Below are 25,064 nucleotides of genomic sequence, written 5' to 3' on the forward strand. Positions count from 1 at the left end.
TATCAGTCTTGCTTAAAGGGCAATAGTAATCCGTCTTCAATAACCAAATTGTGCAGTTCAGACATCAATTTCTCAACAACAACGTTCATCTGATTAACCTCCTCTTTGTTGAGCTTTGACAACTTATGATGAAGAATCATATGTCTATCCAAATAAGGAAAGAAATCCGTCCAAAACTGCTCTATTATATAATTATACTTTTTCATGTCGGCATCGGCATAAATACATAATTGCCATAATGTTTGATTAGACAGATAATTAGGCAGGTAATAAGTCTTAATAAAAATATATGTTCTACAAAAGGACATAAAAAACAATGTAAAAAGGGAATCTAAACCTTGGTAGTTTTCTTTTGTATCATTAACTATTGTGAAAAATTGTAAGGCAATGTCCTTCGTCGGCTTATAATAAAAATGTAAATCAGCATGATAAGGATTGTGAGGCACCTCCCAATGAAATTCAGGAAGGTATTCGTTGGATGAATATGTCAAGTATTTGCCTTGTATAATTTTGGAAAAGAAACTTTGATGCTGATACAAATTAGTTTGTATCCAGTAACGGCTGTGGCTTAACAAAACGAAATCATATTTTTTTCCTGTTTTGCTTTTTAGAAACTGAGTGATTAATTTTAATTTTTCATTGCCAGCACCCATAGCTATAAGCATCAGATAATAAGTCGTTTTTTCATGGTCAGTAATTTGATGATATAAGTAGATCTGTTCGACTTCAACCGAGTTTAATATGGTTTCTATTGCAACGCTGAGAATTATATCATTAGGTTTGTCATCAATTTGAGATACAACATCGTGTCTTTCAAATAATCCTTTTTTTATCAATTTCTTTAATTGGTCAAACCGTTCTTCGATAAGACAATAGAGGCTTTGTTCGGCAATTCCAACTGCTTCATACATTTCATTTTTATATATTGCCTCATCATCATTGATGGAAGCTTCTTTTGCTTTAACAAACAGATCAATAAGATAATATTTGCTGTGGCTGTTTCTTACGAAGTATTTTTGAATATCAGGAATGTACTCTATAAGGTTAGTGATCCTTTCATCTAGATTTAACGAAGCAGACCTATTTCCTGAATACAGTTCTTCCAAATATTCAAGATCATATTCAATCAATCTTGAATACGATGTAAAAACACTGTTTGAAGAACCTTCTGAAATCAGATTTTGGACATGAGACAAATGAAGATCGTAATCGTGATGAAAATGATCTTCAAACATATTAAACCTCTTCTTGTACTTCTTCCAATCCCTTTTAATGATAAGCGGATTTTCCAACTCTTTATTTTGGTAGATAATAGCTGAAGGCTGGCAGTAAAATTCAATAAACGGATGTCCTAAAGAAAATCTATGATGAAGCCTTTCAGAGTAAATGAAATAGACATAGATCTGATAGCGTTTTTTAACTTTTTCTACCCATTTGTTCTGTTGTAGCTCTTGTGCATCTATATTTTTTTCGATGTGGATAATAAGATATGAAAACACGAAAGAGGGCTGTCTGGTAAAAAACATCTGAATGATACTATGCTGATTAACCAACTGTCTCAGGATATTTTCTAAAAACTCATTTTCGAGTTTTGGAAATGAAAGTTTTTTTGAAGTTTTCACAATGTCATGTTTTTGAGGTTTTGACCAGGATTGTTGAAATAAGTATAAACTGATTCTAAAAATAGACGGGCTAATACAAACCAAACCATCAGGTCAATGTGTTCCTGCAATTCAGGATTGCTTTCCAGATCTATTGCTTTTTTTAAATCAAAATCAAAGTATTGAATTCTCTGCTGAAACTTTTCGTAATAGTCTTCTCCGACCACAGATACGATGATAATGAGTAGTTCGTTTATGAACTGGGAAGAAGTAATCGAATTTAAGATATACCTTAGACTATCAAATCTATTATCATCTGGATTTGAATTTTCTTTTAATTCATAACAAAAATGTATCAGTAATTGCAGGCACGACAGCAATCCTGCCGTCTTGATGTCCTGCTTCTTTGTATCAGTGATCTCAATATTGCCAGAAAGCAATTGTTCCAAGTCATATTCCTGCAAGAGATCAGGATATCTGTCCAGCAATAAATCCAGTTTGGGATTATTTAATTTGTCGAGAAGTCCGGAAATTCCTCTTTCAAGATTTAGCTTTTCTGAATCATGCAGTAGCATACTCAATGCTGTCTTTGCCTGTCCAATGGATTTTACAAGCCTTTTTTCTTTCTTAAAGTTTTTATCATTTTTCATATCAAAAAATTTAGCTTTAGTAAAGTTGGGAATGTGTAAAGGGATAATCTATTCCGTTACGGGATATTTTATCTTCAAGGCTGCTCAACATTTTTAATCTTTTCAACGCCTCTTTCACGTATAAGCTGGCTTGCATCCAGCATTTTGATTAAATGGATATAGGGCGTCATCAGATCACAATCAAATTCTATGGCACTAGGAGATAAAGACAGATGTGTGATTTCGCATAAGAAGAATTCGAAGTCATCTAAGGATTTCGCTGCAAATGCATTTTGGAAGACAATAAAAGGATCGATGTACTCTTCCGCTGTAAGAGAAGCTTGATGGAGAATTGACCTGCGCTCAGATGACAGCTCATTCACTTTCCATTTTTTATTTTTGTATTGCAGACAAAAACAAGCTTTAATAAAAGAGCGAAGTGCAGTATAGAAAACAAAGACTTCTCCCGGATAATCTTTTTTATACACTTTCTCTTTATTGATATAAAACACCGCTTCGCATAAAGTCTGTTTATAGTAATCAAGATGCGCATAGTCAAAAAATGCAGTAACGACCTCAAACGGGTTTTCTATCTCATAGGCTACCCAAAAATTAGTTTCAAAGGATATTTTATTCTTTTTCATAATCAGAAGATTTAATATTGACTAGCGAAGTTCTATTCTTTGAAGAGGATAATCTATACGAAATGCGGATATAATATCTGATAAAATGGATATTTTACAGGATATTTTTTTATCTTTGAAACTCAGACTTTTTAATCCAAATGGCTTTACCTTTGAGCCTTTAGAAAATTGATACTCATTATGGAACAGAAAATACATCAGGGAAGAAACGTAAAACGCTTCAGAGAAATGCTTGGCATCAAACAGGAAGCATTGGCTTTTGATCTGGGAAATGACTGGAATCAAAAAAAAATTTCTATGCTGGAGCAAAAAGATTTAATTGAAGATGATATACTTAGGCAAATCTCAGATGCATTGAAAATTCCCGTGGAAGCTTTTCAGAATTTTGATGAGGAACAAGCAATAAATATTATTTCGAATACTTTTGGAGATAATGCTTGTGTTGGAAATCCTAATTCTACATTCAACTTCAATTCTATCCAAGAGTTAAAAAAACTTCACGAAGAAAAGATTGCTTTATATGAAAGGATGTTGAAGGAGAAAGATGAAATGATGGCAAGGCTTGAAAAATTAATCAATAAATAATTTCGGAATAATTCAAATTCATATTTGGAAAAACTAAATGCGAAATAATCATTTATAAAAGATATATTAATTCCACAAAGAGACTCTCGAGTCTCTTTTTTGTTTTGGAACATTATTTGCTCTAATAGATTACCAAAAACTATCACATGAATAAAACTATAAAGCTTCGAATAAAAAGGGAAATTGACAGAGATATTGAACTTAAAATATTAAAATTAAAAGGTTCTTTAATTACTAAAGGTTTTACCGAAATTATTCACATTGCAGATGAAAATACAGAGTATTATCTTAACTCATTTTCCACTTCACCTGAGAATAAAAAAGAAGTAGAACATTTCGTTTTAGACTATATCACAAATCATGATCTTTCTGACACCATTACGTTACTTCAAGAAAGCAATTAAATAATTTTTGACTGCGAGAATTTTTTCAAATCATGTGCAAAAACCTTCCTGAAAACAGTCAGAATTTTGCACATTAATTAAAATATATTCATTTGAAAAAGTACGCTCCCTTATTCAAGATTAATAATTATTTAGGAATATTTTCTTCTGTATTGAAATAAGGGAGCGTACACTTTCAAAGACCTCTGAAATAAATATTCTTAAAGCTTTACAATCTCCTAAAGACCTTAAAAATATTCCGTTAAAAAATCACAAAAAGTACAACTAAGGTATTGGACATTCATCAACTGCGTGCCCATAATGTCAACGCTCATTCTTCGCAGTGCCACCCTTCGGGACTTATAGCACTCCGTTTGATGCATATCCAATTTTGTATTGCTTTCTTTTTTTTCTTTTTCTTTTGAAAAAAGTTTTGGCAGTCTGACTGAATCAAAAACGAATATTTCCTCCTATTTATCGAAGACATTTCATAGGCAATATTTACCCATGATTGTTTATGTCAAACACTAGCTTTAAATTAGCCTTTATCCTTTGAAAAACTGAAAGATTGCAACGTTCCTGCAATCGGCCAGATGAACGGTTGTCGGACAACCGGATCTGGCTACTCTATCCTCGGAACTCGGGAGCAGTGACACTGAAAGGATAAAAAGAGTATAAAAACACGAAAATGAAGCGTAGCAAATTTACGAATACCTATAAAAAATGATTTGAATTAATGAGTAAAACGAAAGATGATGGAAAGAGAAAATTCAAACAGAACACGCAGAATCACACTGCGCCTGACACCCGCCGAATATGCAAAAATAGAAAACAGGTGCAAGACTAGTACCTGCCGTAAGCTGAGCGATTATGTCCGCAAGCATCTATTTGACAAGTCCATTACTACCTATTACAGAAATCAGTCATTGGATGATTTTATCGAAGAAACGGTACTGCTCCGCAATGAGCTGAGCGCTATCGGAAACAATCTAAATCAGGTCGTAAAAAAGATGCATACCCTGCAACAAATTCCTGAATTCAGGGAATGGATTATACGTTATGAAATAGAGAAACAAATCTTTAAAAGTAAGATAGATTTGATTGAAAGGCACACTTCTAAAATCACGGACAAATGGTTTCAATCATAAAAACAAGCCATTCAATCCGCAGTATTTTAAACTACAATGAAAACAAAGTAAAAGCTGGTGTAGCAGAGTGTATTGGTGCGGGGAATTATCCAGTTGATGTCGATAAAATGAGTGATGCCATAAAGCTAAATCGCTTTACAAAACGACTTGAATTAAACGAGAATGCAAAACGGAACAGCGTGCATATTTCCTTAAATTTTGACCCGTCAGAAAATCATCCCAAAGAAAAACTGATGGCTATTACTGATACCTATATGGAGAAAATAGGCTTCGGTAAGCAGCCTTATTTGGTGTATCAACATCACGATGCGGGACACCCGCACGTTCATGTAGTGACTGTCAATATTGAAAGGGATGGTAAGCGGATTGACCTGCACCATTTAGGAATACGAAAATCAGAACCAGCAAGGAAGGAAATTGAAGAATTATTTAGTCTCGTGAAAGCGGAAGGACGAAAAAAGAAAGAGGAAATTAATTTGCAGCCTATTTCAATGGGCAAGGTTTGCTATGGAAAGATTGAATCTAAGAAAGCATTAACCAATGTTTTAAATAAGGTTCTGAATGAGTACAAGTATTCGAGCCTTCCCGAACTTAATGCGGTACTAAAACAATATAATGTTTTGGCTGACCGTGGCAGTGAGAATTCAAAAATTTTTTTAGCAAATGGACTGGTGTACCGAATACTGGACGAACAAGGAAAGCCAATTGGTGTTCCAATTAAAGCAAGTGATTTTTACTTTAAGCCGACTTTGAAATTCTTAGAGGAAAAATTTAAGGGCAACAAAATTAGAAGAATGCCTGATAAAATGCGAGTAACAAATGCCATCGATACCGCACTATTAAGAGAGCCGGCAATGCCCATAACTGAGCTAGCAAGGCGATTGGCAAAAGAAGGTATTCATACTGTTTTTAGAAAAAGTGCAGAAGGATTACTTTATGGCATAACGTATGTTGACCATACAACAAAAAATGTCTTTAATGGAAGTAGCTTGGGAAAACAATATAGTGCCAAAGTTATTGAAGAACGTTGTGGAATAAAGGTTGCTGGTGAAGAAAAAAGAAATCAGACTTATGAAAAAATCCCTTCCAAAGAATCATTAATTGATGATCTTCAACATCAAAAAGATACACTTACTATTCCAGATTTGGTTAAAATATTGGAAATGCTTACGCAGGCAGAATATTCTACAGATTATTTGCCGAATCAACTGAAAAACAAAAGAACGAAGAAAAAGAGAAAAGGACTATCAAATAATTGAAAGATTATTTTCAATTAATACTTACTGATATAATTACTTTTTCCATTATCAAATTTATGATTACTTTTATTTGTAAAATATTGACTAATGGAAACTACTAAACTCACTAGAAAAGAATTATACGATTTAGTTTGGTCAACAACTATTTCAAAAATATTAGAACAATTTGCTTTATCAAATGATGGATTCAAGAAAATCTGCAAAAAGTATGAAATCCCTCTACCACCAAATGGGTATTGGTTAAAATTAAAACATAACAAGCCTTTCAAAAAAGAAATCTTGAATCTAGATTTTAATGGAGATAATGAAATTGAATTTACAATAAGAGAAGAGGGCAGTATAATAAATATAGATCAATCTCCTTTGACCATATTGACAAAACAGATTTTGAGTGATAAAAATGCTCCTTTAAGCATTCCTGAAAAACTAACAAAACCAGACGTTTTAATAGCCCAGACAAAAGACTCTAAAAACAATTATGATTTCTACAGTTACCGAACGAGTAAAATAGATTTATTATCTATATACGTTGAAAAGGATAATTTCAATCGAGCACTAATAATTATGGACATGTTTGTAAAACTACTCCGATATAGAGGACATTCATTCAAACGAGATATCAATGGGGATGGACCTCATATCATGATAAAAGAAATTTCTTTTCCTTTTAGCATTAGAGAAGCGAAAAAAAGAATTCCACCTGAAAAAAATTCTTATGGCTCGACATATATTCCAACAGGCATCCTAGTTATAAAAATTGGTGAAAGCTATAAAGCTCAAGAATGGAAAGACGGAACCATCAAACTTGAAAATCAGCTAGCAAAAATAGTAGCAAAACTTGAAATTGATGCTGAAAAAGAACTAATTCGACAAGAAGAATCTCGAATTTACTGGCTAAAATATGAAGAAGAAAAAGAGCGTAAAAATCAAATAAAAAGAAGAAAAGATGAGGAAATTCAAAAATTTAATAAGCTCGTTGAACTTTCCAAACAATACAATCAATCACTATTAATTAGAGAATATATCAAAGCTGAATATGAAAGAGCAGTTGACAAAAACAATTTAACCCCAGAAAAAATAGAGTGGATTAAATGGGCCAATGACAAAGCAGACTGGTTAGACCCACTAATAAATAAAACTGACGACATACTAGATGGTGAATAATATACACTGATTTTTAGCTTATCAAAAAAAATAAACTCATAATAGAAAAAGATTTTGTCTTTTAAACCATAACCATTTCTACAATCTTGGCTCCTGCCCCTGAATCTTTGAATAATACCAACTGTATTTTATTGATACTTATATTACTGTATTTTAAAAAAGGCATATCCTTTATGGTTTTACACATTCTACTAGAAATTATTTTCAATACCTTGGCAAAAATTCATAATCTCCCACTTTTTTAAAGGCATGCTATGAAGTTTAAAAAGTATATTTGAAGAAAAAAAATAATCTATGCACATTGTCTGCACTCTCACAAGTTAAGTTTGTAGTCTGACAATATAACCAATTGGCTAGGCCCGAATGCAGTAATGAATAACAATAACCCAAAATAATGATCACAGGCGACTTAAAATCTCAAATAGATAAAATCTGGAACGACTTCTGGACAGGTGGAATTTCAAACCCTCTAACGGTAATTGAACAATTCACCTACCTCATTTTTCTAAAACAGTTGGACGACAAACAAATTCTTATTGAGAAAAGATCCAATATGCTGGGAGTAACTACCGACAAACCTATTTACACTCCTGAACAAAAGGAATTACGCTGGAGTACCTTCAAAGACAAAGACCCGGAAGTGATGTTTGAATTATTCACACGTCCGCAACGTCATTTGAATGATGTTACCGTTTTTGACTTTATGAAAACATTGGGTAAAGATGGCGGAGCTTTTACGGAATATATCAAAGGCGCAACCTTTATGATTCCAACGGCAAAATTATTAGACCGTGTGGTGCAACAAATTGACAAACTACCTTTGGACAACCGCGATACCAAAGGTGATTTATACGAATACATGCTGGGCAAAATTGCCGAAGCAGGAACTAATGGACAATTCCGTACCCCGCGCCATATTATCCGTATGATGGTCGAAATGACCCAACCCAAAAAAGACGATACAATTTGTGATCCTTCTTGTGGAACAGCAGGTTTCTTGGTTGCAGCTTCTCAATTCATTCATGAGAAACACGAAGACTGGTTTATAGAGGAAAACTTCCGTGAGCACTACAACAAAAACATGTTCAACGGAATAGAAATCGATCCATCGATGATGCGTATTTCGGCCATGAACTTGCAATTGCACGGCATGGAAAACCCAACGCTAATTGGAAATTCTGCTTTGAGCGAAAGCAACGGCATCAGCAGTCAGTACTCTTTAATCTTAGCTAATCCACCGTTTAAAGGCGCTTTGGATTATGATGAGGTAGAAAGCAGTTTACTAAACGTAACCAAAACCAAAAAAACCGAATTACTATTCTTAGCCTTGATTTTGAGAATGCTAAAACTTGGTGGACGTGCTGCCGTGATTGTGCCCGATGGGGTACTTTTTGGAAGCAGTGGGGCGCACAAAAGCATTCGTAAAGAATTAATAGAAAACCAACAATTACAAGCCGTAATCTCGATGCCAAGCGGAGTTTTTAAACCTTATGCCGGAGTAAGCACCGCTATTCTATTCTTTACCAAAACCAATTCAGGTGGTACCGATAAGGTTTGGTTCTATGATATGCTAGCGGATGGTTTCAGTTTAGATGACAAACGCAATGCCTTAATAAGCGAAGACACCTTAGAAAAATTCATGTTATCCGATGATCTTACAGATGAACAACTGCAAAAAGAACACGATAGGTTTAACATTCCTCAAATCATAAACCATTGGAACTACTTAAACAGTGGCTACTGGGGGAAAATACATGATAAATCCGGTGAACTTTTACAAGTAAATGACATTCCGGAAAACTTAGGTTTCGATAAGTTTTTAGACGGTACGGTTACACATAATTATGCCGATCGTACCTCACAAAGTTTTCTTGTCTCGAAAGCCGATATTGTAGCCAACGACTACGACCTCAGCATCAACCGATACAAGGAAATTGTATATGATGAAGTAGTGTATGAAAAACCAAAAACGCTGATTGCCGATATTAAAGCTTTAGACCAAAAACGTTTGGATGCAATGAATGAATTGGAGAAAATGTTGGGGTGATTGGCGGAGAAAGAGGGATACTCCGCAAGACAATTGCAGAGGGGATGGGATTCGAAACCCACAATGACCTCAGGGTTATGAATCCTGCACCCATTGAAAAAGTACGGTTCGTGACCGCGACAGGGTTCCAAGCACAAACCCTAAAGTTACAACTTGACCTTGACTGGATTCAAACCTGTAATCTTAAAAAGTTACTTTGTAATCGCAGAAGGATTCGAACCTTAGACCGCCTGCTTAGAAGGCAGGTGCTCAAAACATAATCCTTAAAAAAACTTTTGAAAGGGTAATTAGTATAAAGATATGGAATTAATAGTAAATGAACGAATTGGCAATAATTTTAGGATAATGAAAGAATTAATTGGAAATATTACGTCAATAAGAACTGGAAAATTAGATGTCAATGCTGAAAATCCGAATGGAAAATATCCTTTTTTTACTTGTTCAAAAAAACATACTTATATTGATGATTATGCATTTGAGGGTGAAAGTATTTTAGTCGCAGGAAATGGTGATCTAAATGTTAAATATTACGATGGTAAGTTTAATGCCTATCAGCGTACTTATGTTATACAGCCATTAGATTCATTAAATGGCAAATACCTTTATTATTTTTTAGAAAATTATATTCATAAACTAAGAGATCTATCAATAGGAGGAGTTATTAAATATATAAAGCTTGGTAATTTAACCGATGCTGAAATCCCACTCCCACCATTCTCAACCCAACAAAAAATAACCGAAGTCCTCGATACCGCAGACCAATTGCGCCAATACAACAAGCAACTTATAGAAAAATATGATGCCTTGACACAAAGTTTGTTTTTGGAAATGTTTGGGGATCCGGTGAGGAATGAAAAAGGTTGGGATGAAAAAAGATTAGAAGATTTACTTGATTTTCTAACAAGTGGTTCTAGAGGATGGGCTAAATATTACTCAAATACTGGCGATGTTTTCTTGAGAATACAAAATGTAGGATACAATAAGTTAAAACTAGATGACTTGACTTATATTCAAACACCTGAAACCGCTGAAGCAAAAAGAACTAAAGTACAAGCTGGAGATATAATAATATCAATAACAGCTGACTTAGGAAGAACTGGGGTTATTCCAGAAAACTTCCCAAAAGCATTTATAAATCAACATCTTGCAATATTGAGATTAAAAGAAAATTATAATCCAAATTACGTTAGTGCATTCATAGCATCTAAAGGAGGGCAAGCACTATTTCAAAAATTAGATAAAGGCGGTGTTAAGTCTGGTTTAAACTTCACGGATTTAAAATCTTATCTCATTTTTTGTCCTCCACTATCTCTCCAAAACCAATTTGCAGAACGAGTACAAATGATAGAAACCCAAAAACAACAAGCGCAAGAAGCCTTGACAAAAAGCGAGGATTTGTTTCAGAGCTTATTGCAACGGGCGTTTAAGGGGGAGTTGGTGTAAGTTATATTAATTAAAAAAATCATTATGAGCGAAAAAGAGCAACATGATAGACTAAGACAAGATGCATGGAATTACGCATTAAATTCTTATGGTTACGGATATATTTACAGTTTGCGTAGTGAAAAACTAAACAAAAATTTAAAAATTATAACATTTCTTGGAATTTTAATCCCCGTTTTGATCGGTGGTATCGTTACAACTTATGGATTAACCTCTCCAATTTTAAAATATTTGTTAATTATAACGGCTCCATTATCAATAGTTCAGTTAATAATTTCGGTTTGGTCAGTTGTAGCTAATTGGACTACATCGTATGCCTATTATTTAGAAACTTCTTTAGACAATTGTAACTTATCTTCAAATTTTGAAAAAATTGGAAAATATCCACCTCAATCAGTAAATGATTTAAAATTAGAATTAGAAAAAGTAATTGTTCTTCGAGAAAACAGGGATAAACAAGACAATAGATATCCTTTGAATGAAATTGAAAAAAGAAGAGGAATGAGATATTCATTGAGAAAATATAAAAGAAGTTGCGCTGGATGTGATATTATACCAGTAAACATGGATTCGTCCAATTGTGGAGTGTGTGGTAAATTTTAAAATTATATAAAATGACAGAAAACAGAAATGTACTAAAAGTACTAAAAGGATTCACTGAGTTAAATGATTCAGAAAAACAAATTTTGATTAGAGAACTAAATGAATTTGTAAATAAATCCGACTTTGGGAAAACCCAAACAAGAAATGAAATTATGGTTAAGATGAGTGCATCTTTAGGCCCAACAAATGACAGAAGTTGTCCTTGTTGCGGAAAAAGCTAATTGGTTTATTGTCAATATTTAGTCGTGAAATGATAGTCTAAATATTGACTAAATTATACAATCTAAAACAACAAACACAAGAAGCCTTGGCAAAAAAGCGAGGATTTGTTTCAGAGCTTATTGCAACAGGCGTTTAAGGGGGAGTTGGTGTAATTTTTAAAACATTTTGTTATGACAGCATTGTTATTTGTTATTGTTCTTTTCATCGTTCTCGTTGGAGGTGGTTATTTTTTAGGAAAAATGGCAGGAGAAATTTTCACTTGGTTGTTTAAGAATAAAAAATGAGCATCGGCTTCGCTCAGCTCACGTTTGTGTTCAGCTATTGTAAAGCTTCGCCGGAGCATCGGTGGTTGAGCGAAGTCGAAACCACGGATTGGAATTACTAAATTCAATATATTTACACAAAAAACGAACCCTTTTTAGCAGTCTATTATAAAAATATGGCATTACCAATAAACATAACCGATTTAGTCAACGGACAAGCTATAGAATGGGAACGTCTTGAATTCAAACAAGGCTGGAATCCGGAAGAAATTGTACATACAATGTGTGCGTTTGCCAACGACATCAACAATTGGGGCGGTGGCTACATCATTGTAGGCATTGCAGAAAAAGATGGAAGACCTATCCTGCCTCCTGCGGGTTTAGCACCCGAAAGTTTAGATAGAATTCAAGGGGCAGTTTTAACCCTTGCCTATCAATTGCTTCCCAATTATTTCCCTTTAATACAACCTTATCTACTACAAGGACAACACATTTTAGTGTTATGGTGTCCTGCCGGTGATAACCGCCCTTATACCGCGCCAATCACGCAAGGAAAAGGAGCACAACGCTATCCTTATATTCGTTTTGGTTCCCGTAGCATCATTGCAAAAGAGGATAATTTAAGACGATTACAAGAACTAACGGCACGTATTCCATTTGATGACAGGATAAACGGTAAAGCAACCATTGACGATTTGGATTTAGGATTAATCCAAGCCTTTCTTCAAGAAGTTAAGAGCGATTTATACGAAGAAAGCAAACAAATTCCTTTTGCGGATTTATGCCTCAATATGAAAATTGTAAATGGTCCAAAAGAAGCATTACGTCCGTTAAATGTTGGACTGTTGTTTTTTTCTCGCAATCCCGAAAAATTCCTCGATCGTTCCTGGATTGAATTGGTAATTCACAAAGACAAAACTGGTAAAAATTTTTCCGAAAAGTATTTCAAAGGTCCTTTACACCATCAGCTAAGAGCCATATTAGACTATTTCAAAAATAATATTATTGAAGAAGTCGTCGAAAAAGTAGCCCATAAAGCAGAAGCCAACCGCCATTTTAATTTCCCTTATGAAGCCATTGAAGAGGCTTTGTCCAATGCAGTGTACCATAAAAGCTACGAAATGGACAAACCTATTGAAGTACAGATATGGCCGGACAGAATTGAAATTCTCAGTTTTCCTGGACCAGTTCCGCCAGTTGATGTGCAAATATTAAAACAAAATAAACGCATCGTGGCTCGTGATTATCGCAACCGCAGAATTGGTGATTTACTCAAAGAGCTGCACCTAACGGAAGGAAGGGGCACGGGTTTTCCAACCATCAGAAATGCGATGAAGGAAAATAATTCGCCTGAGCCTGTTTTTGAAACAGACGAGCAAAGCACTTATTTCCTTTCGGTGCTGCAAGCAAAAGAACAAATAATTACAGCTATCGAGAATGTTCCTTTCAATAATTTGGAGGAGCTTAGTCACTTTTTAAACAAACTGAGCGACCAAGTTAACGACCAAGATAAAACCAGTGACAGCAAGGAAAGTGAGGTTTTAAAGAACACCTTAGCAAGACTTAACGACCAAGCTAGCGACCAAGCTGTTCAAATCATAGAAAGCCAGCTTAATGATAAAATACTAGCTATTTTGAATGTATTGGAAGAGCCTAAAAAAAGAGTTGAAATTCTAGAACATATCGGATTACGTAATCATTCCGATAATCGAGAGAAATATTTAGATCCATTAGTGAAATTAGGATGGATAGAAATGACCATTCCAGAAAAACCAACACATAAAGACCAAAAATACAAACGCACTATTCAGGGAGAAATACTTTATAATTTGATATTTGGTAAAAAATAATGTAGTATTTTAGTGGCATCAATAAAAAACCATGCAAAGCAACTTTACCTTTCTTCAACAAGAATTTCCAGAAATCTACCGAGAAATTGCAGATGCCGAAAAACACACGTTTACGGCACCACGTTATGCTGCCTTATTGTGTAGAAGTACACTGGAAAAAGTGCTATTTTGGTTGTATAAAAATGATGAAGATTTAGAGTTGCCTTATGACACCAAATTAGGTGCCCTACTCCACAACGAAAGTTTCAAAAACATACTCAAACCAAGTATGCTAATGGAATTGGACATTGTGCGCTTGAATGGTAACAATGCAGCTCACGGAAAAACGGTTAGAGCATTAGACGCTTTACAATCCTTGAAAAACAGCTTTCGCTTTTTGACTTTTTTAAGCAAATATTATAGCGAAAATAATCCTGATATTTCAGAATTTGACGAAAAAGTAATTCCTTATGGAGATACCAATGATAAAAATGCAAAGCAACTCCAAGCACTTGCCGAAAAACTGGAACAAGAACGTGCCGAAGCGCAAAAAGCATTAAAAGAACAAGAAAAACTAGCCGAAGAAAACAATTTACTGCGCAAACAATTAGAAGCACAATTACAACTCATTGCGGAACGTAAAGAAGAACGTTTTCAGGAAATCTCGTTAGAACAAGCAATCCCGGAATTAACATCTGAACATCAAACACGCCTTATACTAATCGATTTACTATTGAGAGAAGCAGGTTGGGATAAACTGAGAGAAGGGCGAGAAATAGAATTTGAAGTAAGCGGAATGCCGCTAACTACCAATCCGTCAGGAAAAGGTTTTGTAGATTATGTGTTATGGGGCGATAACGGTTTACCATTAGCAGTGGTAGAAGCCAAAAGTACGATTCACTCTGCCACCAAAGGAAAGCACCAAGCCAGTCTTTATGCAGATTGTTTGGAAAAGAGTACAGGGCAACGTCCTATAATTTTTTACAGTAACGGTTTTGAAACCCACATTTGGGACGACACTTTTTATACATCCAGAGTAATACAAGGTTTTTATACCAAAGAAGAATTACAAGTTCTCATTGAAAGACGTTTTGCTCGTAAGGATTTAAGAGAATTTGGCGTAAATACAAATATCGCCGGAAGGTATTATCAACTAGAAGCTATCAAAAGAGTAGCGGAACACTTGGTAACCACTAACCAAAACAAACTCAGAGGAACAAGCATGAAAGCTTTGTTGGTGATGGCAACCGGAAGCGGAAAAACAAGAACCGCAGCGGCAATGGTAGATATGTTTACCAAATGCAATTGGGCAAAACGAATATTGTTTTTGGCTGATAGAAATGCCTTGGTCACACAAGCCAAAAATGCTTTTAAGGAACATTTGCCGCACTTGTCAGCCATTGATTTAACCAAAGAAAAAGAAGATAATGGTACCAGAATCGTTTTCTCGACCTACCCAACCATTTTGAATAAAATTGACAGCCTCAAAAGCGAAGACGAACGCTTTTATGGCGTGGGGCATTTTGATGTGATTATCATCGATGAAGCTCACCGCTCCGTATATCAAAAATACCAATCCATTTTTAATTATTTCGATTGTATCCTGATTGGTTTGACCGCTACTCCTAAAAAGGAAATCGATAAAAATACCTATGGCTTATTCGAAATTGAAGACGATAACCCGACCTATGCCTACGAATTAAACAAAGCGGTTGCGGACAATTATTTAAAGCCGCCAAAAGCTTTTAAAATCCCGCTGAAATTTCCAAGGGAAGGTATTGTATATGATGATCTTTCAGAAGAAGATCAAATACGTTTCAAAGAACTATTTGGTGTTCAATTTGGTGATGAAAACCAAGTTTGTAATGTTGAGAAAAACCTGATCAATACATGGTTATACAATACCGATACAATTGACAAAGTATTAGACTATTTGATGACCAATGGCCAGAAAATAGCTGGAGGTGATAAACTCGGAAAGACCATTCTTTTTGCGAAAAACCACAAACACGCTGTTTTTATAGAGGAACGCTTCAATAAAAACTATCCTCAATACGGAGGTAGTTTTCTTCGGGTAATTGATAATTACGAAGATAAAGCACAAGACCTATTGGAGAAATTTTGTTTTGACAAAGGAGATGAAAAAGAGCCTCAAATTGCCGTTTCCGTAGACATGATGGATACCGGCGTTGATGCGCCCAGAGTATTAAACTTAGTATTTTTTAAAGAGGTAAAATCATATTCAAAATATTGGCAAATGATCGGCCGAGGTACGCGCCTTTGTCCGAATATTTTTGCACCAGGAATAGACAAAGAATATTTCTTAATCTTTGATTTCTGTGGCAATTTTGAATATTTTGGAGACAATCCGGATGGTGAAACTCAAAAAACGGCCCTTTCTTTAGCACAACAAACCTTCAATACAAAACTGGAAATTGTAATGGCAGTGCGTCACTTGCAAGACCCAACCGAAGAGCAAGAAAACATTCAAATTCAATTCACGGATGATTTACATCAATTGGTGGATCATTTAGATGATGCCCGTTTTGAAGTCCGCAAACATTGGCGTTATGTTTTAGAATATAAAAACAGAGCGAGATGGAACAATTTGTTACAAGGTGATGTGCTCAATATACAAAGCAATTTATCTCATTTAATAGATTACAACCAAGACAAGGACGAATTTGCCAAACGATTTGATTTACTCGTTTACAAGTTGCAACTGGCATTGATTACTGGTAATAAAGCACAAGTAAAACACATTGACAATATGTACGACATTGTGAATATGCTATTTACGAAACGAAATATCCCTGCCGTTCAAGCCAAAATAGCAACAATCAAACAACTTCAAAACGAACAATTTTGGAGTACGGTTAATGTGCAACAATTAGAAGTAATCCGTCAAGAACTTCGTGATTTAATCCAGTTTTTAAAAGACGAAAAGAAACTAGACCCAATTTATACTTCATTCACAGATGAACTTCATTTAGACATGGTGGAAGAGGTAGATCTTTTGGCTACTTACACTTCACTTCAAAGTTATAAAGACCGTGTAGAAGCCTTTATTAGAAAAAACAAATCCCATTTGGTAATTGATAAATTGTATAAAAATTTACCTATTACAGTAAATGAACTGGAAGCATTGGAACAATTTCTATTGAAAGAAGCTTTGGAAAGCAAAGATCGATTTATTAAAGAATACGGTGAACAGCCATTAGGTAAGTTTGTTCGAAATATCATTGGTTTAGATATTGAAATAGCCAATCAATTATTTGCTGACTTTATCTCCAAAGGAAATTTGAATGCCAACCAAATTACTTTCATTCAAAAAATAATCAATTACCTCAACCAAAAAGGAGTAATCGAAAAACAATTACTGACACAAGCCCCTTTTAACGAACAACACGATCAAGGTGTTTTTGGGATATTCCCAGAAGAAGATAAAGTCATGAAAGTGATTCAAGTAATCAATCAAGTCAATGAAAATGCCATGTTTGCCTAATAATTAGCTAAACTGTTTACTAACCGTAGCTTAATGGCGTTTTTAAAAAAATCGGGGGTAATCACTTTCAGTCCCTCTCCAAAGGATAAAATCAGTTTTTCCAATTCATGATTGGGAATCACCTCAATTGAAAAAGTAAAACCGTCGTTATCATTACCAATTTTTTTCTGTGAACCGTGTAATGGTTTGGTCATTATGTAAGGTGCTAAATCGGGAGTAGCAAACAAAGTGATTTTTGAAACTATAGATTCAGGAGGAATAGAAACTCCGATAACATCATCAAAATACTCATTAAAATCAATTGGGGAAACTTGATGCTTTTTGTCTATTTCATTAAATGAAACAATTCTATCCAAAGCCAAATTGGTCAAATTCTCAAATTCCGGATTATTTCCAATCAAAAACCAGCGATTGTTGTGCTGTTTCAGATAATAAGGATGAATTTCCAATGTAGTTATCACATCGCTTTTGAAAGATTGATAATCCACTTGCAACACTTTTTTGTAGAGAATGGCATTAAACAAATCACCTAGGAAATGAATGTTTTTCAGGTATTCATTGGCATCAAAACTAATAATTTCCCTTTCGTGCGATTGCAATTTGAAAGCTTCTTGCAATTTCAAAATCAATTCATTGACCCATTCAAACTGTGGCATTCCCTTAAAACGGGACAAAACCAATAAAGCTGATTTCAATTTTTCGGCCTCCAATTCATTCATCGGTTGTTTATTAATAGAAAAATCGGAAGTTTCATAACGGTAATACACTTTCCTGCCCTCTTTAATTCGATCGAGTGGAACAGACCAACCCTGACTACTTTCCATAAACTTAATATCTTCAAAAAGTTGGCGTTTTTTTATGCCGTCCCCATCAGGATTGAGTTGAAATTACTAAAGCATTTGTCTAAAGAGTGAAAACGAATAAGAGCATTTTTGTTGATAGCCATAGTTGAAAAATTTGATCCCGTAAATTTAAAACTAAACTATGCAAATAGACTGCACCAATAGCAAATAGTTTTGTAATCTAATTTTAAAAGAAAATAGTATGTACAAGAAAATTATGATTATCGCAGGGATTTTAACTTTTATGTTTAATGGAAATGTATTTGGTCAGGAAATTAAATTTAGTGATTTGGCATCATCAAGTAGAGGCGAATTCACTTCCTATATCAGTAAAGATGGTTCAATTTATAAAATTGGCGATAGAATAAAAATAGGCGTGCCATCGTCTAATAAAACATTTGCTTTTATTACAGAAGGTGATGGTTTTTTATTGCCAATTACGCCACTGTTAGTACAAGCCAGTGGACAAGAAAGTGAAATCAAAAGGATATTCGTTACAGGAAATAAAAGAGCTGGATATTCCGTTGCTTTTAGAACAAAAGGGATTACAGGATTATCAAACTATTCGATTATGGTTGAAAATGCAATTGAGACTGGAGAAATTAAATCCTTTGGAATGACCAGCAGTGAAGCATTAGTGGCATTAAAAGAAGCAAAAGACAAATTAGATCTTGGGTTAAAAACACAAGAAGAATATAATGTCATCAAAGCAGAATTAGTAAAATATATAAAATAGAAATTATTGAAAAAAGCATATAAACAAGAAACTACCGTTTTTGTAAATAACTTCCAACTATAAAAATTGCGTTATAGTCAAAAGAAAGTCTATTTTTATGATATAAATAAGAATAGACTTTTTATTATAAATTACTTCAAAATTGAATTGTAAGAATAGAACAGAAGTTTTAATCTTCGATTGAGGTTTCCCGTAAGGGAATCAATTTTATTTTAATTAAATTTAAAGATTAATTTTTTAGCCATGAAAAAAATATTAAGTCTCCATTTAAGGAGAAATAGTATCAGTCCAGCTATAATATAAGGAAGAGAAGAGAATCACCTAATTATTGAAAGCTTCACAAAAAAATAGCCCTACGAAACGCAGAGCTTAGATTATCTTCGGCTTATAGCCTTATTGTGAAAAGTCTTTCAAAACTGTGATACAAATATAATATAAAACATAATAGAAACAACTATATGTCAAAAACAATTGCTTACGACCTAGGGACTAACTCAATAGGATGGTCAATACGAGAAGATCAAAAAGAAGGAAATCAAATTTTAAATGCTGGAGTTATTACATTTAATAAAGGTGTTGGTGAAGAAAAAAATATTGAATATTCGCTTGCAGCAAGTAGGACGGGAAGACGCTCTTTGAGAAGACGTTATCAATCCCATAAATATAAGCTATGGAGTACTCTTGAAATACTAATCACAAGCGGATATTGCCCAATGACTATTGAAGAACTCGACTTATGGCGAAAATACACAAAAGGTATTGGTAGAAAATATCCCGTAAATGCGGTTTTATTCAACAACTGGATAAAACTCGACTTTAACAATGATGGAAAACCTGATTATACAAGTCCTTATGAATTACGAAGTGAATTAATTAATCAAAACCTTGATTTTACTCTTGAAGAAAACAGACACAAACTAGGTAGGGTTTTATATCATATTGCACAGCATCGAGCATTTAAAAGTAGTAAAAAAGTGCAAAGTGATGATAGTAAGGAAGTCAAAAAAGAAATTATAGATGAAGAATATATAGGTGCAGAAGCTCCGAAAGTAGCAGCGTTTACAAAATTTATTTTGTCGTTGGGGATTGAAATAAAAGAAACTGTAGGAGCAACTTTTTATGATGCCGAGACAAAAGGAATTCGGATTCGTGAAAACTTGCAACAATATGTGGTTCGCAAACAATTACAGCAAGAAATAAAATCTATTTTTGACTTCCAAGTTTTATCATTTGATGCTTTGTTTGGTAAAGAAATTGCAAAATCTTCTATTTTCTGGAATAGACCATTACGTTCACAAAAAGGGACAATTGGCAAATGTACTTTAGAACCTAATAAATATAGATGTCCTGTAAGTCATCCTGAATTTGAAGTTTTTAGGGCTTGGTCGTTTTTAAACAATATCAAATTTAGAAACAAACAAGAAAACGATAGCCAATGGACAAAACTGCCTTTAGAAATAAAAGAAGCCATATATCAAAAGTTATTTTTGGGTAGGTTGAAAGCTGATTTTGAATTTTCAGAAATAATTGATTTTGTTGAAAAGTACAATCAACACAGAAATTGGGAACTTAATTACAAAGCTAAAACTAATGTAGCAGCGAGTCCCGTTTCCGCTAGATTACAAGCTATTTTTGGAGAAAACTGGAAATTATTCACTCATAATACAACCAAAACTAGAATAAATAAAAAAGGCATAGCTCACAATATTACATACACAATAGAAGATATTTGGCATATTCTATTTTCTTATGATGATGAGGAAGAAGTAGAGCGTTTTGCTTCGGAAAATTTGGAATTAAACGAAAAACAAACCAAAAGCATTCTATTACTATGGTTTAAAATGCCTGTTGCTTATGGAATGTTGAGCAGTACTGCAATAAAAAACATTAATGTATTTTTACAAAAAGGATTAATTTATACCGAAGCTGTTTTGCTTTCCAAAATTCCGTCTTTGCTAAAAGAAACTTGGGCAAATAACGAAGACTTCTTAATAAGTGAAATTGGGAATATTATTGATACAAATAGGGAAGAAAAAAAGGATATTGCAATAGTAAATAATCTTATTGCTAAATATAAATCTTTAGAGTTAGAAGAACAATTTGGTTATAAAAACGTACAGTATAAGCTAGATTTAAGTGATAAAAATGACGTGTTAGATACATGCATCGAAAATTATGGAGCCAAAACTTGGGAAGGATTAGACGAAAAAATTAAAGAGTTAAGGATCAAAAAAATAAATGATTTTTATCAAAAATTTTTCTCTAATTCAAAAAGAGACTATTTCAAATCTCCACACTTATTAGATACTTTGAAACGCTTTTTAGATGATAATTTTAATTTACCAAAAAACGAACTCAATAAACTGTACCACCCTTCACAAATTGAAATTTATCCTCCTGCTAAAGAGCAATATTACAAACATTTAGATCAATCATTAACCTTATTGGATAGACCCGACAAAACAGGAGCTTTTAAAAATCCTATGGCAATGCGAACCCTTTTCGAACTTCGCAAATTGACCAACTATTTAATCATCACAGGACAAATAGAACAAGAAACACGGGTTGTCGTTGAAGTGGCTAGAGAATTAAATGATGCCAATATGCGTTGGGCTATTGAAACTTATCAAAATAGAAGAAGAGAGGAAAACAAAGAATTTGCATTGGCAATTGTTGAAATATTAGAAGAATTCCCAAATTCAAAAGCAAACCCAGAAAGTAATGAAGATATTGATAAATTTCGTTTATGGTTAGAACAAATAGAAGATGATACAACTAATGACGGTAAAAGTGAATATACTAAATACGAATGGGCTAATACTAAATCTAAAGTTTACAAAGCAGTATCTTCTGCAAAAGAAATGATTGACAAATACCGATTATGGAGAGAACAATCCTGTAAGTGTATGTATACAGGAAGACCAATAAATATGTTCGATTTATTTTCCGAAAACAATACCGATTTTGAGCACACTATTCCTAGAAGTATTTCTTTTGACAACTCTCTTGCAAACCTTACAGTCTGTGATTTTGCTTATAATCGAACTATCAAAAAAAATAAACTACCAACATCATTAGAGAATTATGAAAATGATACTACTATCAATGGAAAATATTATACCGCAATAAAACCAAGACTAATTGATTGGGAAAAGAAAGTAGAATCTATAAAAAACAATATTGAATTTTGGAAAAAGAAAAGTAAACAAGCTTCAGACAAAGAATTTAAAGATAAAGCAATCAGACAAAAACACCTTTGGAAAATGGATTTGGATTATTGGCAAAACAAAATCCATCGTTTTACAACAGAAGAAGTTACCATAGGATTTAAAAATAGCCAATTAGTAGATACTCAATTGATTTCTAAATATGCTTTTCATTATCTTAAAACTGTTTTCAATAAAGTTGAAGTTCAAAAAGGAAGTATTACGGCTGAATTTAGAAAAATATTTGGTGTTCAAGATCCAAACGAAAAAAAGAGTAGAGACTCTCATAGTCATCACGCAAAGGATGCTGCAATTCTAACCTTAATTCCAAGTGCAAATAAACGAGAAGAAATTTTAAAAAAGGCCTACAGTTACTATGAAAGTAATTACAAGCAATACACTGAAACTCCGTACAAAGGTTTTTCTAGAAATCACATTGATGAAATAAATGATAACACTTTGATAAATAATATTGCAAATGACCAAAGACTTATTCCTGCCAATAAAAAAGTAAGAGCTTCTGCAAAAATAGTTTACTTCAAAGATAACAATGGCAATAAAATAAAAGATGAAGAAGGAAACCCGATTTCAAAATACGCAAAAGGAGATAGCATTAGAGGGCAACTTCACAAAGAAACGTTTTTAGGAGCCGTGAAACTTTTAAAGAAAGATGAAAACGGAAAAGCTATTAGAAACGAAAATGGAAATTTTATATTAGATGACACAAAGTATGTAACAAGAAAATCACTTGTTTATAAAAAAAATAATGACAGTCCTGGTTTTTCTAAATTAGAAGAAATAGAAAAATGTATTGTAGATAAAAATTTATTTCAGATCATAAAAAAACAAGTGGAAACTGCTGGGGGCTTTAAAGAAGCTTTGACGGATGGGGTCTGGATGTATAGCACAGAAAGAAAAGATAAAGATGGAAAAATCGTAAAAAATGCAGAAAAAATAAATAAAATTAGACGCATAAGAGTTTTTACTGCTGATAAAAATCCACCAATAATAAAAAAACAAACTCATCAAACTGAAAAACCAATAGTGTTTTTAGAGAATAGGGATCATAAGCAAAACTATTATGCTACAAGCGGCGATGGTTACTTGTATTTGTTTTATGAAGGTGCCGTAAAAGGAAAGTTAGAAAGAGATTACGAATGCTATAGTTTATTAGAAGTTTCAAAACTCAACAAAATAAAAGCTACAACACTAGAAGATTTATTACCAAAATTAAAAACAGTAAAGAATACAGAAATACCATTACGAGCTATTTTGAAAAGTGGACAAAAAGTATTTTTCTTTAAAGAAAATATGGATGAACTAAAGGAACTTCCTAAAAATGAATTGATGAAAAGACTCTATAGAATTCTATATTTTGAAAAAGATGGGTTAAAAAAAGATGGCGGAATCAAACGAGACGGTAGAATACAATTTAAATTTCATTCAGAAGCTAGACAAGATACCAAATTAGAAAACGCAGAATCATCATTAGATTTTGAAAATCCTCATCCCAAATTACGCTTATCAAAAGGAAATTTTGATTTTGCCATAGAAAACAAAGATTTTACTATAAACGCTGATGGAACAATAAAATGGTTGTAACAAAATAATCTTATGATAAAACGAACCCTTTTCTTTGGTAATCCTGCCTATTTAAGCACCAAAAACGAGCAAATAATAATCTCTTATCCTGACAAGGAACAAGAAACCAAAACCGTGGCTATTGAAGATATTGGCGTTATCGTTCTGGAAAACCAACAAATCACAATTACGAATGGTTTGCTAGAAAAACTAATTCATAACAATGTAGCATTAATCAATTGCGACCAACAGCATTTGCCTATTGGTTTATTGATGCCTTTGAACGGACACACCGAACAGTCGGAACGGTTCAAAAATCAAATTAATGCTTCGGTCCCACTCAAAAAGAATTTATGGCAACAAACCATTAGTGCCAAAATTATAAACCAAGCGGGATTACTAAAAGAAAAAGGAATTCCGTGCCGAAAAATGGAGCTTTGGGCAAAGGAAGTAACCTCAGGTGATGCACTCAATCACGAATCCAGAGCAGCTGTTTTTTATTGGCCAAATCTCATCCAAATCGAAAATTTCACACGGGGACAAAAAGGAATCGCCCCTAATAATCTGTTGAATTATGGTTATGCCATTCTAAGGGCTATTACCGCACGAGCTATTGTTAGTTCTGGGATGCTGCCCACTTTAGGCATTTTTCATCGCAACAAATACAATGCGTATTGCCTTGCAGATGATATTATGGAACCGTATCGCCCGTATGTTGATTTGATTGTATGCCATATCATGGAAACTGAAGATACTTTTGAAGAATTGACTATTGACATTAAAAAACAATTATTGAGTATAGCCAGTATAGATGTTTTTATTGATGGAAAAAACAGTCCGTTGATGGTCGCCATGAGTAGAACAACACATTCCTTACACGAATGTTTTACGGGAACGACAAGGAAAATTTTATACCCCATTTATGTATGATGAACATTACACACGTTTAAACCAGTATAGAAGTTTGTGGATATTAGTATTTTTTGATCTGCCCACGGAAACGCAAAAAGAGCGTAAAATAGCCAGTACATTTCGTAAGAAATTATTAGACGATGGCTTTTCTATGTTTCAATTTTCTATCTACATACGATTTTGTGCCAGCAGAGAAAATGCCGAAGTACACACCAAAAGAATAAAAAACAACTTACCTGAACACGGCAAAATTGGTGTCATGCAAATAACCGATAAACAATTTGGTATGATGGAACTTTTTTATGGAAAAAAATTGGTAGAAACAGACAAACCTTCACAACAATTAGAATTATTTTAGTCTTAACAGGATTAAAAAAAAGTCTAACATCTTGTATTGCAACATACAAACACCTCCTTTTTTGATTTCAAAACAAACTCATAACTACCAACATATCAGTCAAT

19 protein-coding genes are annotated in these 25,064 nt (G+C 33.7%); 15 read left to right on the forward strand and 4 right to left on the reverse strand.

What is annotated here, in order from left to right; all coding sequences use genetic code 11:
* Positions 1-2: 2 nt before the first annotated feature.
* From BUC23_RS00590 to BUC23_RS00600, 3 genes are all read right to left on the reverse strand, one after another.
* Entirely contained in the window at positions 3-1,622 is a 1,620-nt protein-coding gene (locus BUC23_RS00590) for a hypothetical protein (RefSeq protein WP_073203764.1), read from the reverse strand.
* A complete protein-coding gene (locus BUC23_RS00595; protein WP_073203767.1) occupies positions 1,619-2,251 on the reverse strand; it encodes a hypothetical protein in 633 nt (210 codons plus the stop codon). The genes BUC23_RS00590 and BUC23_RS00595 overlap by 4 nt, the downstream gene beginning before the upstream one ends.
* Positions 2,252-2,325: 74 nt before the next feature.
* Positions 2,326-2,874 carry a hypothetical protein gene (locus BUC23_RS00600; protein WP_073203770.1) on the reverse strand — a complete coding sequence of 183 codons (549 nt, stop codon included), beginning with the start codon at positions 2,872-2,874 and terminating at the stop codon, positions 2,326-2,328.
* A 180-nt stretch (positions 2,875-3,054) separates the two neighbouring features.
* On the opposite strand from BUC23_RS00600, the gene BUC23_RS00605 reads away from it, so the two are divergent.
* The 11 genes from BUC23_RS00605 (at position 3,055) to BUC23_RS00660 (ending at position 17,325) form a co-directional block, all read left to right on the forward strand.
* Positions 3,055-3,459: a helix-turn-helix domain-containing protein gene (locus tag BUC23_RS00605; protein ID WP_073203774.1), complete on the forward strand. Its 405-nt coding sequence runs from the start codon at positions 3,055-3,057 to the stop codon at positions 3,457-3,459.
* Positions 3,460-3,605: 146 nt separating this feature from the next.
* The gene (locus BUC23_RS00610) at positions 3,606-3,863 is read left to right on the forward strand and encodes a hypothetical protein (RefSeq protein WP_073203777.1); all 258 of its coding nucleotides are present in this window, start codon (positions 3,606-3,608) and stop codon (positions 3,861-3,863) included.
* A gap of 734 nt (positions 3,864-4,597) precedes the next feature.
* A complete protein-coding gene (locus BUC23_RS00615; RefSeq protein ID WP_073204761.1) occupies positions 4,598-4,990 on the forward strand; it encodes a plasmid mobilization protein in 393 nt (130 codons plus the stop codon).
* Positions 4,975-6,249, forward strand: coding sequence for a relaxase/mobilization nuclease domain-containing protein (locus BUC23_RS00620; protein WP_073203780.1), 1,275 nt, complete (start codon positions 4,975-4,977; stop codon positions 6,247-6,249). The genes BUC23_RS00615 and BUC23_RS00620 overlap by 16 nt, the downstream gene beginning before the upstream one ends.
* Positions 6,250-6,336: 87 nt before the next feature.
* Positions 6,337-7,413 carry a hypothetical protein gene (locus BUC23_RS00625; protein WP_073203783.1) on the forward strand — a complete coding sequence of 359 codons (1,077 nt, stop codon included), beginning with the start codon at positions 6,337-6,339 and terminating at the stop codon, positions 7,411-7,413.
* Positions 7,414-7,807: 394 nt separating this feature from the next.
* Entirely contained in the window at positions 7,808-9,460 is a 1,653-nt protein-coding gene (locus BUC23_RS00630; RefSeq protein ID WP_073203787.1) for a class I SAM-dependent DNA methyltransferase, read from the forward strand.
* A gap of 300 nt (positions 9,461-9,760) precedes the next feature.
* Complete coding sequence (locus BUC23_RS00640; RefSeq protein WP_073203793.1) at positions 9,761-10,903, forward strand: restriction endonuclease subunit S; 1,143 nt, start codon at positions 9,761-9,763, stop codon at positions 10,901-10,903.
* Between the two features lie 24 nt (positions 10,904-10,927).
* Complete coding sequence (locus BUC23_RS00645; protein ID WP_073203796.1) at positions 10,928-11,506, forward strand: mobilome CxxCx(11)CxxC protein; 579 nt, start codon at positions 10,928-10,930, stop codon at positions 11,504-11,506.
* Between the two features lie 11 nt (positions 11,507-11,517).
* Entirely contained in the window at positions 11,518-11,727 is a 210-nt protein-coding gene (locus BUC23_RS00650) for a hypothetical protein (protein ID WP_073203799.1), read from the forward strand.
* Positions 11,728-12,167: 440 nt separating this feature from the next.
* Entirely contained in the window at positions 12,168-13,841 is a 1,674-nt protein-coding gene (locus tag BUC23_RS00655) for an ATP-binding protein (RefSeq protein WP_073203803.1), read from the forward strand.
* Positions 13,842-13,872: 31 nt separating this feature from the next.
* Positions 13,873-17,325 carry a DEAD/DEAH box helicase family protein gene (locus BUC23_RS00660; RefSeq protein WP_073203807.1) on the forward strand — a complete coding sequence of 1,151 codons (3,453 nt, stop codon included), beginning with the start codon at positions 13,873-13,875 and terminating at the stop codon, positions 17,323-17,325.
* Here BUC23_RS00660 and BUC23_RS00665 read toward each other — a convergent pair.
* Positions 17,322-18,149, reverse strand: a complete 828-nt coding sequence (locus BUC23_RS00665) for a helix-turn-helix transcriptional regulator (RefSeq protein ID WP_244153752.1) — start codon at positions 18,147-18,149, stop codon at positions 17,322-17,324. The genes BUC23_RS00660 and BUC23_RS00665 overlap by 4 nt on opposite strands.
* A gap of 220 nt (positions 18,150-18,369) precedes the next feature.
* Between BUC23_RS00665 and BUC23_RS17405 the strand changes: the two genes are divergently transcribed.
* The 4 genes from BUC23_RS17405 to cas2 all read left to right on the forward strand — a co-directional run bounded on the left by BUC23_RS17405 (position 18,370) and on the right by cas2 (position 24,960).
* A complete protein-coding gene (locus BUC23_RS17405) occupies positions 18,370-18,903 on the forward strand; it encodes a hypothetical protein (protein WP_073203809.1) in 534 nt (177 codons plus the stop codon).
* 458 nt (positions 18,904-19,361) lie between these two features.
* Positions 19,362-23,711: a type II CRISPR RNA-guided endonuclease Cas9 gene (cas9, locus tag BUC23_RS00675; RefSeq protein ID WP_073203812.1), complete on the forward strand. Its 4,350-nt coding sequence runs from the start codon at positions 19,362-19,364 to the stop codon at positions 23,709-23,711.
* A gap of 12 nt (positions 23,712-23,723) precedes the next feature.
* A complete protein-coding gene (cas1, locus tag BUC23_RS00680; RefSeq protein WP_073203815.1) occupies positions 23,724-24,620 on the forward strand; it encodes a type II CRISPR-associated endonuclease Cas1 in 897 nt (298 codons plus the stop codon).
* Positions 24,613-24,960: a CRISPR-associated endonuclease Cas2 gene (gene cas2, locus BUC23_RS00685; RefSeq protein WP_073203818.1), complete on the forward strand. Its 348-nt coding sequence runs from the start codon at positions 24,613-24,615 to the stop codon at positions 24,958-24,960. Before cas1 ends, cas2 begins: the two co-directional genes overlap by 8 nt.
* The last annotated feature ends 104 nt before the right edge of the window (positions 24,961-25,064 follow it).

The organism is Flavobacterium xinjiangense, assembly GCF_900142885.1.
Taxonomy (GTDB): domain Bacteria; phylum Bacteroidota; class Bacteroidia; order Flavobacteriales; family Flavobacteriaceae; genus Flavobacterium; species Flavobacterium xinjiangense.